This window comes from Marinobacterium stanieri (assembly GCF_900155945.1).
GTDB lineage: Bacteria > Pseudomonadota > Gammaproteobacteria > Pseudomonadales > Balneatricaceae > Marinobacterium > Marinobacterium stanieri.
Genome location: NZ_FTMN01000008.1, coordinates 24071 through 39342 on the forward strand (window position 1 = coordinate 24071; position 15272 = coordinate 39342).

A 15272-nucleotide genomic window follows, 5' to 3' on the forward strand; every position below is an offset into this window, starting at 1 on the left:
CCGGTCAGGTTTGCAGTAACAGCTCGGCGTAGCCCGGCTCAATCTCCAGATGGCGCAGGGGAAAGCTGGGCTCGGCCTTGGCGCGATCGGCAAAGTAGTACCTCAGGGCGTTGCCGATAGTGGTGAATGCCAACTCATCCCAGGGGATCTCGTCTTCACGGAACAGGCGTGTTTCCAGGGTTTCTTCACTGATGCCAAACTTTTCTTCCGGCAGGTCTGCCAGATAGATCATCTGCACCTGGTTCACGTGCAGAATCGAGGTGACCGTATACAGCTTGCGCAGCACAACCTCGGCCTGAGCTTCTTCGCGGGTCTCGCGCAGGGCAGCTGTTTCAGTGGACTCGCCGTTTTCCATAAAGCCTGCGGGCAGCGTCCAGTAGCCGTAACGCGGCTCGATGGCACGCTTGCACAACAGCACACGATCACCGTGCACCGGCAGGCAGCCGGCGATAATGCGCGGATTCTGGTAGTGGATGCTGCCGCAGTTGTCGCAGACATAGCGCTCCCGGTTATCGCCCTCGGGGACTCGTACGCTGACCGGATGGCTGCACTGGCTGCAATATTTCATTTCAAACCCTTGGTTGTCGCTTGCCGAAGCTGAATGTGAATTGTGGCATTTTACGTGGGGTCGCGACAGGTCGATTACAGCGGTATTATAAATGCCTCTTTTTCGCATTGGTTGTCTGCATGCTGGATCAGTTACGTAAGCGTTTGCACCATCACCGTCCTTGGCGCCTCAGAACCCGTGGCCGTGAAGCAGGTGTTCTGGTGGCCCTGACGGACCGCCCCGACCCGGAAGTGATCTTGACGCTCAGAGCGGCTACCTTGTCGACCCACAGTGGTGAAGTTTCCTTCCCCGGCGGCAAACGTGACCCTGAAGATGCTGACCTGTTGGCCACGGCTCTGCGAGAAGCGCATGAGGAAGTTGACCTGCACAGCCGTGATGTGGAAATCATCGGTTCGCTGGGGCAGGTGGTATCCAAGCATCATCTTCAGGTTATGCCCTGGGTGGGTGTTGTGGCAGAACAGCAGCCGCTGAAGGCCAATCCCGGCGAAATTGACCGTATTCTGCGTGTGCCGCTGAGTTTCCTGCTGGCGCCGGAAAACCGCCGCATGGATCGGCTCGACTTCGCCGGCCAGACCCGTTATGTTCCGGCCTGGAGCTGGCAGGGGGATGTGATTTGGGGGCTGACCGCCTACATTCTGGCCGAGCTGCTGAACGTGGGCTTTGATGCCGATATTCCGATGAAACCCCGCCCCGAACACCTGGAGGCCGAGCTTTGACCGATACCACCGATAACCGTCCTGTGCCCAGTCCCTGCATTGGCGTCTGTGCTCTTGGAGAAGGCGATATCTGTATTGCCTGTCACCGCAGTGGCATGGAGATCAGCCACTGGGGCCGCATGAGTAATGAAGAAAAGCGGGCGGTTTGGGCGCTGGTGAGGCGGCGAGAGCAGGGCGAAGCCTGCTAACGCCACCTATACCGGTTAGAGGGTTTCCCGTGCCTTGGCCGTCTTGCTGGCACGCACGGTTTTGACCAGGTTGTCACAGATCTGCAGGGTTTCCATACGATAGCCGTTTACCTCAAGGCAGACATTGGCATCGGGAATGGATTCCAGAATCTCCGTAATCAGACCGTTCAATGTCTTGGGGCCATCCGTGGGCAGCTGCCACTTCAACGCCTTGTTGATTTCGCGGACATAGGCGCTGCCGTCGATAAAGTAACTGCCATCTTCCTGTGGGTGGATGTCCTGGTTGGTGTCATCCTTCTCGTTGGACAGCTCACCAACGATCTCTTCCAGAATATCTTCCAGCGTTACTACGCCTTCGATATCACCGTATTCATCCACTACCACGGCAATGCGGCGGCTGTGCTTCTGGAAGTTCAGCAATTGGGTCTGCAGCGGTGTGCTTTCCGGCACGAAATAGGCTTCATGCACCACCTGCATGATGGCCGGCTTGGTCACCTTGCCCTGCTGGATCAACTGCGCCAGGTTGCGCATGTGCAGGATGCCGACAATGTTGTTGATGTCGCCGCGGTACACCGGCAGGCGTGTGTGGCGGGTCTTGGACAGCAGCTGGAGGATCTCGTCCATCTCCAGATCCAGGTCGATCCCCTCGACCTCGTTGCGCGGGATCATGATGTCGTTGACGGTGACCTCGTTCAGCTCCAGTACGCCCAGCAGCATGGACTGGTTGCGATGCGGCAGCAGTGAACCAGCTTCGTGCACGATGGTGCGCAGCTCTTCGGTACTCAGGTGTTCATTGCCGGCGTCGTTGACGTTGACGCCAAACAGACGCAGGAAACCGTTGGTGATGCCGTTGATGATCCATACCAGCGGGTATGCGATTTTCAGCATCGGTTGCAGGATATAGGAGGCCGGAAAGGCAATTTTCTCGGGGTGCAGTGCCGCCATGGTTTTCGGCGATACTTCGGCAAAAATCAGGATAACCAGTGTCAGGCCTGCGGTTGCGATGGCAATACCGGCGTCACCCCAAAGGCGTACCGCGATAACGGTGGCGATGGCGGATGCCAGGATGTTGACGAAGTTATTGCCGATCAGGATCAGGCCGATAAGGCGGTCAGGGCGCTCCAGCAGGCTGTTGGCCTTGCGTGCAGAGCGGTGTCCGCTCTTGACCAGATGGCGCAACCGGTAACGGTTGAGCGACATCATGCCGGTTTCGGAGCTGGAGAAAAAAGCTGAACAGAAAATCAGCACAACTAGAATGATCGTCAGTGTGCCTATCGACGCATCGTCCAAGGGACAAAACCTTATCTTAATTCGGGGCGTTCATTTTCTGGTCAGGCCCTGCGGGTGTCAAGGCGTGTTTAGTAGCAACTCCAGTACCAGTTTGGAGCCGAAAAACGCCAGCATCAGCACAATAAAGCCGCCCAGTGTCCAGCGCACGGCCGTGCGGCCACGCCAGCCCAGGAAATATCGACCGCCCAGCAAGATGGCATACACCACCCAGGCAAGGATAGAGAGCGCAGTTTTATGGGCCAGGTGCTGGGCAAACAGGTTTTCGACAAACACCACGCCGGAGATGAGCGAAGCGGTGAGCAGAATGAAACCGGCCCAGAGTGTGTCGAACAGCAGGCGCTCCATCATCTGCAGCGGTGGCAGGGAGGCAACCAGGCCACGGGTATGATGGTGCTTCAGCGCACTTTCCTGACGCGACAGGAGAATGGCCTGCACTGCAGAAATGGTAAACAGGCTGTAGGCCAGCAGGGATAGCAGGATGTGGGCGATCAGACCACCGGCATAGGGCTTGGCCTGGGGCTCTTCAATACCAGTGATGGACAGCAATGCTGTTATGGCCGCCAACGGGAAAACGCCAATAAACAGGTTGTCCAGTTTCTGTCGCAGGCTGCTGATCAGAACCAGTCCGGCCACAACCCAGGCGATAAGCGAGCCGACCGGGAAGAAGCCCAGGTCGATGCCACCCGGCTGGTGCAGGACCTGATACACTGAGTATCCGTGCAATGCAAAAGCACCCGCGCCCAGCATGCGCAGCGTCGCGCCACGGCCGTCATTGGGTCCGGTGGACAGGCGTTGCCATTGCATCCAGGTCGCTAGGGAATAACACAGAGCGGCGACAAGCGTCGTAATGATCAGCATTCCTATCCTCCTTAATGGCGGCTAAGTGTGGCACAAATGCCGGGAGGAGGAAATATGAGGTGCCCCACCGGCGGGGGCTCCTGTATAATATGTCGCCAAAGCGTTTTAAGGCAGGTGTCGGGGCGGCAGCTGCGGCCAGATAGAGGTATTCGATGTTTGATAATCTGACAGAACGGTTAACGCATACGCTGCGCAGTGTGACCGGTCAGGCGAAACTGACCGAAGACAACATCAAGGGCACTCTGCGTGAGGTCCGGATGGCACTGCTGGAAGCCGATGTTGCGCTGCCGGTGGTCAAGGAATTCATCAACAGCGTGAAGGAACGTGCTGTTGGTCAGGAGGTCAGCAAGAGCCTCAGCCCCGGTCAGGTGTTCGTCAAGATCGTTAACGAAGAGCTGGTCAAGGTCATGGGCGAGGCGAATGCCGAGCTGGACCTGGCGACTCAGCCGCCTGCAGTATTGATGATGGCCGGTCTGCAGGGTGCGGGTAAAACCACCTCTGTTGCAAAGCTGTCGCGCTACCTTAAAGAGCGCAAGAAGAAAAAGGTGCTGGTGGTATCGGCGGATGTCTATCGTCCGGCCGCGATTCGCCAGCTGGAAACCCTGGCCGGTGAAGTAGGGGTCGAGTTCTTCCCCTCCAGTGCTGACCAGGACCCGGTGGATATTGCCGAAGCGGCGATCCAGCATGCCCGTATCAAGGCGTTTGATGTTCTGATTCTCGATACCGCCGGTCGTTTGCACGTCGACGGCGACATGATGGATGAGATCAAGCGTCTGCATGCCTCCGTCAAGCCGGTGGAAACCCTGTTCGTGGTTGACTCCATGACCGGTCAGGACGCGGCCAACACGGCCAAGGCGTTCAACGAAGTCCTGCCGTTGACCGGTGTCATCCTGACCAAGACCGATGGTGATGCCCGTGGCGGTGCCGCGCTGTCCGTGCGTCATATTACCGGCAAGCCGATCAAGTTCCTGGGTGTGGGCGAGAAAACCGATGCTCTGGAGCCCTTCCATCCGGACCGTGTGGCTTCCCGTATTCTGGGCATGGGCGATGTGCTCTCCCTGATCGAGGAAGCCGAGCACAAGATCGACAAGGACAAGGCCGAAAAATTTGCCAAGAAGGTCACCAAGGGCAAGGGCTTTGACCTGGAAGACTTCCGTGAGCAGATCCAGCAGATGCAGAACATGGGCGGCATGATGTCCATGCTGGAAAAACTGCCGGGCATGGGTCAGATGGCGCAGGCTGCACAGGCGGCCCAGGCGGAGAAAGGTATTCAGCAGATGTGTGTCATCATCAACTCGATGACACCGCATGAACGCCGCCACCCGGATGTGATCAGTGGCTCGCGCAAACGCCGTATTGCCATGGGCTCGGGTACCCAGATCCAGGACGTCAACCGTCTGCTGAAACAGCACAAGCAGATGGCAAAAATGATGAAGAAGTTCGGTTCCAAATCCGGCATGGCCAAGCTCGCGCGTGGCATGAAAGGCATGATGCCGCCGGGCATGGGCGGAGGCGGCGGTTTCCCGCGCATGTAATGCCCCCTAAGGGTGTTTAAAAACTGAGCTTTTTGCTTTCCAAGGGCGGCGCTTTCCCGTAGAATTGCCGCCCTGTTTAATTTGGCCTTCGTTTATCCTGGGCAGTATGGCTGGGGAAACGGAGAATTCTAATGATGGGCGATCTCAAAACCCATCCGGCGAAATAAAGGGGTCCAGCGCATGGTCACTATTCGTTTGTCTCGCGGTGGCGCTAAAAAGCGTCCTTTCTATCACATCACAGTAGCTGATTCGCGTAATGCGCGTGACGGCCGCTTTATTGAGCGTGTTGGTTTCTTCAACCCGCTGGCTCGTGGTCAGGAAGAGCGTCTGCGCGTAAACCTGGAACGTGTTGAGTACTGGGTTGGCAAAGGTGCTCAGGCTTCTGAGCGTGTTGCTCAGCTGCTCAAAGACGCACGCAAAGCAGCAGAGTAAGGTCGGATTCAGGCCGTGTCAGTAACAAGTGAAAACGCCGATGATCTGGTTGTACTGGGTCGTTTCACCGCTCCTTACGGCGTCAAAGGGTGGATCAAGGTCTACTCTTACACCGACCCGATGGAGAACATACTGAACTACAGCTCATGGCAGGTGGAGTGCGACGGGCGTCTGACGCCAGTCAAACTGGAAGCTGGCAAACGCCATGGCAAGGGCCTGATCGCCAAATTGGCCGGTGTGAATACTCCGGAAGAGGCACGTCTCTGGAACGGTCGTGAAATCAAGGTTTCCGCCTCCGAGCTGCCACAACTGGAGACCGGTGAGTATTACTGGAGCCAGCTGGAAAACCTGTTGGTATACACCGAATCCGGCGTATTGCTGGGACGGGTAAGCCACCTGATGGAAACCGGCGCCAATGATGTGCTGGTGGTCAAGGGCACAGCCGAGAGCATCGATCGCCAACAGCGGTTGATCCCCTGGTTGCCTGATCAGGTGGTAAAGGAAGTAGATCTGAACTCGGGAAGCATGCGGGTCGATTGGGACCCCGATTTCTGAGTCATGTGGTTCGGAATTGTCAGCCTTTTTCCGGAGATGTTCGAGGCGGTTACCCGCTACGGCGTCACCGGAAGGGCAGTGCGCAACGGACTGGTCAGTGTGGAATGCTGGAATCCCCGCGATTTCACCCATGACCGCCATCGCACCGTGGATGACCGCCCCTATGGCGGTGGTCCCGGCATGTTGATGAAGGTCCAGCCGCTGCGCGATGCAATTCACGCTGCCAAGACTGCTGCCGGCGAGGGCGCCCGGGTGATTTATCTGTCACCTCAGGGACGCAAACTCGACCAGGTGGGAGTCTGTGAACTGGCTGCCAGCGACAAGCTGATACTCGTGGCCGGGCGTTATGAAGGTATTGATGAACGCCTGCTGCAGAGTGAAGTGGATGAGGAGTGGTCACTGGGTGACTTTGTCCTCAGCGGTGGTGAGCTGCCGGCAATGGTAATGGTGGATGCCGTGTCTCGCATGGTCCCGGGAGTACTGGGGCACAAGGATTCGGCGATCGAAGACTCCTTCTTTGAAGGGCTTCTGGATTGTCCCCATTACACCCGCCCTGAAGAGCTGGATGGCCAAACGGTGCCGCCGGTTCTGCTCAGTGGCAACCATGCGGATATCCGCCGCTGGCGCCTGCAGCAGCAGTTGGGACGTACCTGGGAGCGTAGACCGGACCTGTTGGAAAAGATCGAGCTGAACCCCGAACAGCAGACGTTGTTAAGCGAATATATCCGCCAGGCCCAAGGGGCCGGCGGGGGCAAAATTTAGGAGCAAGCAATGAGCAACAAAAGCGCTATTATTCAGCAGATCGAAGCTGAACAGATGAGCAAAGAAGTCCCGGCTTTTGCACCGGGCGATACCGTTGTCGTACAGGTACGTGTTGTGGAAGGTTCTCGTAGCCGTCTGCAGGCGTTTGAAGGTGTTGTTCTGGGCAAGCGTAACCGCGGCCTGAACTCTGCTTTCACCGTTCGTAAAATCTCCCACGGTGTGGGCGTTGAGCGTACTTTCCAGACTTACAGCCCGACTGTTGAACAGATCGAAGTCAAGCGTCGCGGTGACGTGCGCCAGGCTAAGCTGTACTACCTGCGTGAGCGTAGCGGTAAGTCTGCGCGCATCAAGGAAAAGCTGGGCTAAGCACGAGTTCTCTCGTGTCCAAGCAAAAAAAGGCAGCCTCAGGGCTGCCTTTTTTGTTGCCCCCTGTTTACGGTTTTTCTTGATCTGACCCCTCGCAATTAACATAAGCACTACCTAGAATTGAACCTTTAGCAACTGAATGGAACGAGGTGTTGCATGCGCAGGCTCGGAACTCTGCTTGTGGTGCTGGTATTACTGGTAGGCGCTGCTTATGGAATCTACTGGTACAAGGTGAAAACCAGTATCGACGATCTGGTGGAGGCTGCGGCACCCTTTGCTCAGGTCAGTTATGGCGCCATCTATGCCCACCCCGATGGCACCGTGGGTGTAAACAAGCTTGAAGTGACCCCCTCAGGCTCCTATGAGCCCATTACGGTTGATGCCGTGCGTGTGCGTCCCGGTAGTCCCATGTACTGGCTTACCGGTGGAGATGAGCCGCCGGAAACCCTGAATGTGCACTTTCAGCGTCTGGAGCAGGGCCTGAACAGCGGCGTTCTCAAGGCGATGCAGCAGCAGATAGACCTGCAGCGTGAAGCCAATCCTTTACATGTCAGCCCCACGGCACTGGCCTGCGGCGATGTACGTCATCTGGATGTGAACGCCCTGCGCGGCATGGGCTACCGTTCACTGGAGACCGATCTGAATCTGCATTACAGCGGTGACCAGCAGACTCGCAAACTGGAATTCTCCATCTTGGCCGATATCGATGGCCTGGCTGAGCTCAAGTTTGATATGCGTTTCAGCGCCGACCCGGATCAACTGCGTAACCCCATGCAGGCGACCGGCACTGCGCGTCTGGAAAAATTTGAGCTGAACTATACCGATAAGGGCTATAACTCGCGTTTGGCTGTCTTCTGTGCCCGTGAAAGCGGTGTCACCGCACCGGAATATCGTGCCGAGCATTTCCGTCTTTATCGTGCCTGGCTGGATTCCAACGGTATCGAAATTCCTGACAGCTGGTTCCAGGCGTATCAGGACCTGCAGGGCAAGGGCGGACGTCTGACGGTGTCACTGAATCCGATTGGTGGTTTCGGTGCCGGTGAAATGATGATGGCGCAGGATCCGGTATATCTGATTCAGAAGGCCAACCCGGCGGTTGAAGTGAATGGCAAGCAGCTGCCACTGGACGGTGTTGACTGGATGGCGCTGATCACTCAGGTCAGCCAGGCCGGTAATGCAGCGGCCATCGCGCGCGAGAATGGTGCCAGCGAAACCGTTGAAGAACCGGGTGCTGAAGTTGAAGCAACAGACGCCGAAAGCGTTGCAGACAGCGCCGAGGCACCGGCTGAAGCGGCGCCGGCAGCGGTATCTTCGCGTTCATCCCGCCGCCAGCAGCCTGAAGCGAGGGGCTTTAAGCTGACGCCCAAGGAACAACTGGGGGACCACCTGGGAGCTCAGGTGCGTATCTTTACCTACTTTGGCCGTGATGTGTCCGGTCAGCTGGTGTCGGTTGACAGTGATGGCATTCGCGTTTCCCAGCGCTTGGCGCAGGGTAAGGCCGAGTATCCGCTGGAGTTCTCACGTATCGAGCAGGTTGAGGTTTATCGTTGAGCGTTGACGGGCGTAAAACCCGTCAGCGTCCCGCTGCCGCTGATCAACAACTGGTCGAGCTTTGGCTCAACAGTCTTTGGCTGGAAAAGGGGCTCAGTGATAATTCTCGTGCCTCCTACCAGCGCGATCTCTGGCAGTACGCTGTCTGGCTCAATACGCGTAATACGGGCCTGCTTCAGGCAGGCCGCAGCGAGTTACAATCCTATCTGCACTGGCGCCTGGAGCAGCAGCTGAAAAGCAGTTCGACCTCGCGCCTCTTGTCCTGCCTGCGCGGCTTCTATCGTTTTCTGTTGCGTGAGCGCTATCTGGATGTTGACCCTACATTGAATCTGGATAACCCACGCCCGGCGCGTCCGCTGCCAAAAACACTCAGTGAAGAGGAAGTGGAACGGCTTTTGGCTGCGCCTGACTGCAGCGATGTGTTGGGCTTGCGTGACCGCGCCATGCTGGAAGTGTTGTATGCTTCAGGGTTGCGCATCAGTGAGCTGGTCGGCTTGCAGCTGGAACAGGTTAACCAGCGCCTTGGTGTCATTCGGGTGGTTGGCAAGGGTGACAAGGAGCGACTGGTGCCGGTCGGGGATGAAGCGCTGCGCTGGATTGAGCGTTACCTGCAGCAGTCACGCGGGTTGCTGGCTCAGAATACCCGGGAAGAGGGGCTGTTCTTGAGTCAGCGTGGCCAGATGATGACGCGCCAGGCATTCTGGTACCGGATACGACGCTATGCGGTGGAAAGCGGCATCGACAAGCCCCTGTCACCCCATGTGCTGCGCCACGCCTTTGCTACGCACCTGATCAATCATGGCGCTGACTTGCGCGTGGTGCAGATGTTGCTGGGCCACAGTGATCTCTCGACCACTCAGATATATACCCATGTGGCCAATCATCGTCTCCAGAGCCTGCATCGGGAACATCACCCGCGCGGTTAGGAACTATCTGGAGCGAGTATAATCAAACTCTCAAATCAATACGGAAATACAGAGGCATTCATGCGATCCCTTACCCTGACATCTGCGCTCATGCTGGCCATGACCGGCACCGCCTGGGCGGTTGATACCGCTGAAGAAAAGATCAAACAGCAGCTGAACCAGGTGGACAGTCGCCTCAAGGTTGAAAGTATTGAGCCCGCACCGCTGGCAGGTCTGTATGCGGTAACGCTGAATAGCGGCGAAACCCTGTACTCCGACGGTCAGGGACAGTATCTGCTGGCCGGGCAGCTGTACAAGGTAGAAGAGCAGGGGCTGGTGAACCTGACTGAAGAGAAACGTGCCGAGCAACGTGTTGCTGCCATGCAGGCGCTGTCCGAAGACGATCAGGTTGTGTATAAGCCGGAAGGCGAGGTGAAAGCCACCATTCATGTGTTCACCGATGTGGATTGCCCTTACTGCCGCAAACTGCATGATGAAGTGCCCGCCCTCAATGAGATGGGCGTACAGGTGAATTATCTGGCGTTCCCTCGTGGCGGTCAGGGCTCGCGCGCCTTTACGACCATGAACAGCATCTGGTGCGGTACGGCTGAAGAGCGCCGCGAGCGCATGGATGAAGCCAAGTCCGGTGGCCGTGTGGATGTAGACGATTGTGAAACACCGGTCATGGAGCAATTTGCCCTGGGCCAGAAGCTGGGTGTCACCGGTACACCGGCGCTGGTACTGGAAGATGGTCGCCTGCTGCCGGGTTATGTGCCAGCAGAACGGCTGAAACAGACGCTTAAACTCAACTAAGCGTGAAACAGGCTGTATCCGAGGCGGGCATGCGTAGTGCATGACCCGCCTTTTCGCTATACTGGAGCCCATTTTTTAACCGCCGGCTGGCGGTGACACTCTCTGACCGAACATTCTGCGAGGTGTGGCTTGAAACCTGTAAAAGTAGGGATCTGTGGCTTGGGTACCGTCGGTGGCGGTACGTTCAATGTTCTGACACGAAATGCGGAGGAAATTTCCCGCCGTGCCGGACGCCATATCGTGATTGAACAGATCGGGATGCGTAGCGAAAACCCGAGCTGTGATACCACCGGTATGCAACTTACCGCAGATATCTTCGAGGTTGCCACGAACCCGGAAATTGATATTGTCATTGAGCTGATCGGTGGCTATGACACCGCACGTGATCTGGTGATGACTGCCATCGAAAATGGCAAGCACGTAGTGACAGCCAACAAGGCGCTGATTGCTGTGCACGGTAACGAGATCTTTGAAGCGGCGCAGGAAAAAAACGTCATGGTGGCGTTTGAAGCCTCCGTTGCCGGCGGTATCCCGATCATCAAGGCGATCCGTGAAGGCCTGTCTGCCAACCAGATCAACTGGCTGGCTGGCATCATCAACGGTACCGGCAACTTCATCATGACTGAAATGCGTGAGAAGGGCCGCGAGTTTGCCGATGTACTGCAGGAAGCTCAGGCACTGGGTTACGCTGAAGCCGACCCGACCTTCGACGTTGAAGGCATCGATGCCGCGCACAAGCTGACCATCCTGTCATCTCTGGCATTCGGTATCCCGCTGCAGTTCAGCAAGGCCTACACCGAGGGTATCAGCAAGATCACCCCGCAGGATATCCAGTACGCTGAAGAGCTGGGCTACCGCGTCAAGCACCTGGGTATCACCCGCCGTACCGACAAGGGTATCGAGCTGCGTGTACACCCGACCCTGATTCCGAAAAACGTCCTGCTGGCCAATGTGAATGGCGTCATGAACGCGATTCTGGCTGACGGCGACGCTGTGGGCCAGACCATGTACTACGGTCCGGGCGCCGGTGCTGAAGCCACGGCTTCCGCTGTCGTTGCCGACGTCGTGGATGTGGTCCGTACGCTGACGGCTGACCGTGACAACCGTGTACCGCACCTGGCCTTCCAGCCGTCTGCGCTGTCTGATGCGCCGGTACTGCCGGTGGAAGAAACCACCAGCGCCTACTACCTGCGCCTGCAGGCTGTCGAGCGTCCGGGTGTACTGGCCCACGTGACCCGCATCCTGGGCGAGAAGGGCATCAACATCGAAGCGATCATCCAGAAGCAGACCACCGAAGCACAGGTGCCTGTGATCATGCTGACCCAGCGTGTGGAAGAGCGCATGATGAATGAAGCGATCCGCGAAATCGAAGCGCTGCCGGATATCCTGGGCGAAATCGTCCGTATCCGTGTCGAGCTGCTGGCGGACTGAGGCTGATTTAGGAAGACGAACATGAACTATATCTCTACTCGCGGTCAGGCACCGAAACTGAAGTTTGCTGATGTTCTGCTGGCTGGTCTGGCCAGCGACGGTGGCCTCTACGTCCCGGAAGAACTGCCCAAGTTCAGCCAGGACGAAATCGCCTCCTGGGCAGGTCTGTCCTATGCCGAGCTGGCGTACAAGGTAATCAAGCCGTTCGTGGATGACTGCATCAGCGACGCCGATCTCAAGCGCATGGTTGACGAGACCTACGCCGCGTTCAATCACAGCGCGGTGGCACCGCTGAAAGAGCTGGGCACCAATGAATGGGTGCTGGAGCTGTTCCACGGTCCGACACTGGCGTTCAAGGACTTTGCACTGCAGCTGCTGGGCCGTCTGATGGATCATGTGCTGGCCGAGCGTGGCGAGCGTCTGGTGATCATGGGCGCGACCTCCGGTGATACCGGTTCTGCAGCCATCGAAGGCTGCCGCCATTCCGATCACCTGGATATCTTTATCCTGCACCCCTACCAGCGTGTATCTGAAGTACAGCGTCGCCAGATGACCAGCATCCTGGAAGACAATGTGTTCAACATCGCGCTGGAAGGCAACTTCGACGACTGTCAGGAGATGGTGAAGGACAGCTTCGCCAACCAGGACTTCCTCAAGGGCATGAAGCTGGGCGCAGTAAACTCCATCAACTGGGCGCGCATCATGGCCCAGATCGTTTACTACTTCTCCGCCTCTCTGGCCGTGGGTGGTCCGCACCGCCCGGTATCCTTCTCGGTTCCGACCGGTAACTTCGGTGATATCTTCGCCGGTTACCTGGCCAAGCAGATGGGTCTGCCGATCCAGCAGCTGGTCGTGGCAACCAACCGTAACGACATTCTGCACCGCGTCATCAGCGGTAACGACATGTCCAAGGGCGACCTGGTGCATACGCTGTCTCCGTCCATGGATATCATGGTCAGCTCCAACTTCGAACGTCTGCTGTTTGATGTTTATGACCGTGACGGCGCGGCCATCAACGACCTGATGGCGCGTTTCAAGACCGAATCCGTGCAGCTTGATCCGGCGCAGTGGGACAAGGTACGTGAACTGTTCGACAGCTATGCCGTGAACGACGACAGCACCTGTGACGTGATCAAAGAGGTACACGCGGAAACCGGTTACCTGCTGGATCCGCACACTGCGATCGGTGTCAAGGCGGCGCGTGAATGCTGGCGTGACAAGTCCGTGCCGATGATCACCCTGGCGACGGCGCATCCGGTCAAATTCCCCGAACCGGTGGTCAAGGCCGGTCTGGAATCACCGCAGCTGCCGACGCACATGGCGGATCTGTTCGAGCGTGAAGAGCGCTACGAAGTGCTGGCTAACGACCTGTCCAAGGTCCAGGACTTCATCGCGGGCCACGTGCACCGCGACTGATCGGCACAACGCCTGATCTCTGGCCTGTTCCGGCGCTCTGCCGGTCAGGCATACCGGGCCTGCGTGGCCCGGCTCTCCTTTCCTTGCCCCTTCTGGCGGATCTGTGTGCATGAGTGTGTCTGACCCGATCATTGAACAGCGGCCGTTTCAGGTCGACCCCAGCCATCCCGGTTTGGCCGGACTGGACCCGGTACTGGCGCGAGTCTACGCCGCCCGTGGCATTGATGACCCGGCCCTGTTGGGACGTCGCCTTCAGGAACTTCTGCCTGACAGCCAGATGAAAGGGGTGCCGGCAGCAGTCGAGCGTTTGCTCAAAGCTTTCGAGCAGCAGGAAAAGATCCTGATTGTCGGTGATTTCGATTGCGACGGTGCGACCAGTACCTCGGTGGGGCTGCTGGGCCTGCGTATGCTGGGTGCCGCCGAAGTGGACTATCTGGTGCCCAACCGCTTTGAGTATGGTTATGGGCTCAGCCCGGAAATAGTCGATGTGGCGGCACAGAACAAGCCGGATCTGGTGATTACGGTAGATAACGGCATCTCCAGTATCGAAGGTGTGGCCCGTGCCCAGTCACTGGGTATAGATGTCATTGTCACCGACCACCATCTGGCGGGCGCCGAATTGCCGGATGCCTGTGCTATCGTTAATCCGAACCAGCCCGGTTGCGACTTCATAGCCAAGTCCACCTGTGGCGTAGGCGTGATTTTCTATGTCTTGATCGCCCTGCGTCGTGCGCTGGATGAGCGTGGCTGGTTTAACGGCAAGGCGCCCAATCTGGCCAGCCTGCTGGACCTGGTGGCACTGGGTACGGTGGCTGATGTGGTGCCACTGGAGCGCAATAACCGGGCGCTGGTCTGGCAGGGGCTGCAGCGCATTCGTGCCGGTCAGGCACGACCGGGCCTGCTGGCGCTGATTGAAGTTTCCGGCCGTAACCGCAGCCGTCTGGTCGCCAGTGATCTGGGCTTCGCCATCGCGCCACGGTTGAACGCGGCCGGGCGCCTGGAAGACATGTCCATCGGCATTGAATGCCTGCTGGAAGAGGACTATGACCGCGCACTGGAAATGGCGCGCTCGCTGGACGATCTCAACAAGGAACGTCGTGGGATTGAGCAGGAGATGCAGCACCAGGCACTGGAACTGCTGGGCCAGCTCAGCCTCAATGATCAGGAACTGCCGTTCGGCCTTTGTCTGTATGACGAATACTGGCATCAGGGCGTGATCGGTATTCTTGCCTCCCGTATCAAGGAGCGTGTGCACCGTCCGGTGATCGCTTTTGCGCCCGGCGATGATGGCGAGATCAAGGGATCGGCCCGCTCCATCAACGGTTTTCATATCCGTGACGGCCTGGATGCCGTGGCTGCCAAACACCCGGGCCTGCTGAAGAAATTCGGCGGCCATGCCATGGCGGCTGGCATGACCATAGCAGCCGATGACCTGCCGGCCTTTCGTGACGCTTTCGATGTCGAAGTGCGGCGGCAACTGGATGCTGCCGACCTGACCCAGCGTATCCTCACCGATGGTGAACTGGCGGAAGCCGAATTCAGCATGACGCTGGCGGAAGAGCTGCGCAACGCAGGCCCCTGGGGGCATCAGTTCCCCGAGCCGCTGTTTGAAGGCCGCTTTCACCTGCTGCAGCAGCGTATCGTCGGCCAGCGCCACCTGAAAATGGTAGTAATGCCCGAAGGCGGCACCCTGGCGCTGGATGCGATCGCCTTCAATGTGGATACCCTGGCCTGGCCGGATGAGTCCGTACAGCGGGTACGCCTGGTCTATCGACTGGATGTGAACGAGTTCCGTGGCCAGCGCACCTTGCAGCTGATGGTGGATTGGATAGGGGCTGAGGTCTGACTTGCGCAGAGGCAAAGGCTTGCCGCTGCTCCGCATTCGT

General features: G+C 57.8%; 16 protein-coding genes. 13 read left to right on the forward strand and 3 right to left on the reverse strand.

From position 1 onward, the window contains the following. Positions 1 to 4: 4 nt before the first annotated feature. Positions 5 to 568 carry an NUDIX hydrolase gene (locus tag BW956_RS16235; protein WP_076464274.1) on the reverse strand — a complete coding sequence of 188 codons (564 nt, stop codon included), beginning with the start codon at positions 566 to 568 and terminating at the stop codon, positions 5 to 7. Positions 569 to 687: 119 nt separating this feature from the next. Between BW956_RS16235 and BW956_RS16240 the strand changes: the two genes are divergently transcribed. Both BW956_RS16240 and BW956_RS16245 read left to right on the forward strand, forming a co-directional pair. Then, a complete protein-coding gene (locus BW956_RS16240) occupies positions 688 to 1284 on the forward strand; it encodes an NUDIX hydrolase (RefSeq protein WP_010323413.1) in 597 nt (198 codons plus the stop codon). Further along, positions 1281 to 1472 carry a DUF1289 domain-containing protein gene (locus tag BW956_RS16245; protein WP_010323412.1) on the forward strand — a complete coding sequence of 64 codons (192 nt, stop codon included), beginning with the start codon at positions 1281 to 1283 and terminating at the stop codon, positions 1470 to 1472. Before BW956_RS16240 ends, BW956_RS16245 begins: the two co-directional genes overlap by 4 nt. Before the next feature lie 15 nt (positions 1473 to 1487). Here the strand turns inward: BW956_RS16245 and BW956_RS16250 are convergent, their stop codons facing one another. After that, a complete protein-coding gene (locus BW956_RS16250; RefSeq protein ID WP_076464277.1) occupies positions 1488 to 2762 on the reverse strand; it encodes an HlyC/CorC family transporter in 1275 nt (424 codons plus the stop codon). 57 nt (positions 2763 to 2819) lie between these two features. After that, the gene (locus BW956_RS16255; RefSeq protein WP_076464280.1) at positions 2820 to 3620 is read right to left on the reverse strand and encodes a cytochrome C assembly family protein; all 801 of its coding nucleotides are present in this window, start codon (positions 3618 to 3620) and stop codon (positions 2820 to 2822) included. A gap of 152 nt (positions 3621 to 3772) precedes the next feature. Here BW956_RS16255 and ffh point away from each other — a divergent pair, with 152 nt between their 5' ends. The 11 genes from ffh to recJ all read left to right on the forward strand — a co-directional run bounded on the left by ffh (position 3773) and on the right by recJ (position 15232). After that, positions 3773 to 5155: a signal recognition particle protein gene (ffh, locus tag BW956_RS16260; protein ID WP_010323409.1), complete on the forward strand. Its 1383-nt coding sequence runs from the start codon at positions 3773 to 3775 to the stop codon at positions 5153 to 5155. Between the two features lie 180 nt (positions 5156 to 5335). Beyond that, complete coding sequence (rpsP, locus tag BW956_RS16265; RefSeq protein ID WP_010323408.1) at positions 5336 to 5587, forward strand: 30S ribosomal protein S16; 252 nt, start codon at positions 5336 to 5338, stop codon at positions 5585 to 5587. Positions 5588 to 5602: 15 nt separating this feature from the next. Next, positions 5603 to 6142, forward strand: a complete 540-nt coding sequence (gene rimM / locus BW956_RS16270; protein ID WP_010323407.1) for a ribosome maturation factor RimM — start codon at positions 5603 to 5605, stop codon at positions 6140 to 6142. A 3-nt stretch (positions 6143 to 6145) separates the two neighbouring features. After that, positions 6146 to 6904: a tRNA (guanosine(37)-N1)-methyltransferase TrmD gene (trmD, locus tag BW956_RS16275; RefSeq protein WP_010323406.1), complete on the forward strand. Its 759-nt coding sequence runs from the start codon at positions 6146 to 6148 to the stop codon at positions 6902 to 6904. Between the two features lie 9 nt (positions 6905 to 6913). Then, positions 6914 to 7270 carry a 50S ribosomal protein L19 gene (gene rplS / locus BW956_RS16280; protein WP_010323405.1) on the forward strand — a complete coding sequence of 119 codons (357 nt, stop codon included), beginning with the start codon at positions 6914 to 6916 and terminating at the stop codon, positions 7268 to 7270. A 156-nt stretch (positions 7271 to 7426) separates the two neighbouring features. Then, positions 7427 to 8821, forward strand: a complete 1395-nt coding sequence (locus BW956_RS16285) for a hypothetical protein (RefSeq protein WP_076464283.1) — start codon at positions 7427 to 7429, stop codon at positions 8819 to 8821. Next, entirely contained in the window at positions 8818 to 9747 is a 930-nt protein-coding gene (gene xerD, locus BW956_RS16290) for a site-specific tyrosine recombinase XerD (RefSeq protein WP_076464286.1), read from the forward strand. The genes BW956_RS16285 and xerD overlap by 4 nt, the downstream gene beginning before the upstream one ends. A gap of 60 nt (positions 9748 to 9807) precedes the next feature. After that, entirely contained in the window at positions 9808 to 10539 is a 732-nt protein-coding gene (locus BW956_RS16295; RefSeq protein ID WP_076464289.1) for a DsbC family protein, read from the forward strand. Positions 10540 to 10668: 129 nt separating this feature from the next. Further along, on the forward strand, positions 10669 to 11970 hold the full coding sequence (locus BW956_RS16300; RefSeq protein WP_076464292.1) for a homoserine dehydrogenase: 1302 nt from the start codon (positions 10669 to 10671) through the stop codon (positions 11968 to 11970). 21 nt (positions 11971 to 11991) lie between these two features. Next, the gene (gene thrC / locus BW956_RS16305; protein ID WP_010323400.1) at positions 11992 to 13386 is read left to right on the forward strand and encodes a threonine synthase; all 1395 of its coding nucleotides are present in this window, start codon (positions 11992 to 11994) and stop codon (positions 13384 to 13386) included. A gap of 109 nt (positions 13387 to 13495) precedes the next feature. Then, on the forward strand, positions 13496 to 15232 hold the full coding sequence (gene recJ, locus BW956_RS16310) for a single-stranded-DNA-specific exonuclease RecJ (protein WP_076464295.1): 1737 nt from the start codon (positions 13496 to 13498) through the stop codon (positions 15230 to 15232). Positions 15233 to 15272: the final 40 nt, after the last annotated feature.

What these genes read in the sequence shown, in the direction of transcription:
- BW956_RS16235 (WP_076464274.1), bottom strand. Translation starts at nt 568, where the DNA reads ATGAAATATTGCAGCCAGTGCAGCCATCCGGTCAGCGTACGAGTCCCC.
- BW956_RS16240 (WP_010323413.1), top strand. Translation starts at nt 688, where the DNA reads ATGCTGGATCAGTTACGTAAGCGTTTGCACCATCACCGTCCTTGGCGC.
- BW956_RS16255 (WP_076464280.1), bottom strand. Translation starts at nt 3,620, where the DNA reads ATGCTGATCATTACGACGCTTGTCGCCGCTCTGTGTTATTCCCTAGCG.
- ffh (WP_010323409.1), top strand. Translation starts at nt 3,773, where the DNA reads ATGTTTGATAATCTGACAGAACGGTTAACGCATACGCTGCGCAGTGTG.
- rpsP (WP_010323408.1), top strand. Translation starts at nt 5,336, where the DNA reads ATGGTCACTATTCGTTTGTCTCGCGGTGGCGCTAAAAAGCGTCCTTTC.
- trmD (WP_010323406.1), top strand. Translation starts at nt 6,146, where the DNA reads ATGTGGTTCGGAATTGTCAGCCTTTTTCCGGAGATGTTCGAGGCGGTT.
- rplS (WP_010323405.1), top strand. Translation starts at nt 6,914, where the DNA reads ATGAGCAACAAAAGCGCTATTATTCAGCAGATCGAAGCTGAACAGATG.
- BW956_RS16285 (WP_076464283.1), top strand. Translation starts at nt 7,427, where the DNA reads ATGCGCAGGCTCGGAACTCTGCTTGTGGTGCTGGTATTACTGGTAGGC.
- BW956_RS16295 (WP_076464289.1), top strand. Translation starts at nt 9,808, where the DNA reads ATGCGATCCCTTACCCTGACATCTGCGCTCATGCTGGCCATGACCGGC.
- thrC (WP_010323400.1), top strand. Translation starts at nt 11,992, where the DNA reads ATGAACTATATCTCTACTCGCGGTCAGGCACCGAAACTGAAGTTTGCT.
- recJ (WP_076464295.1), top strand. Translation starts at nt 13,496, where the DNA reads ATGAGTGTGTCTGACCCGATCATTGAACAGCGGCCGTTTCAGGTCGAC.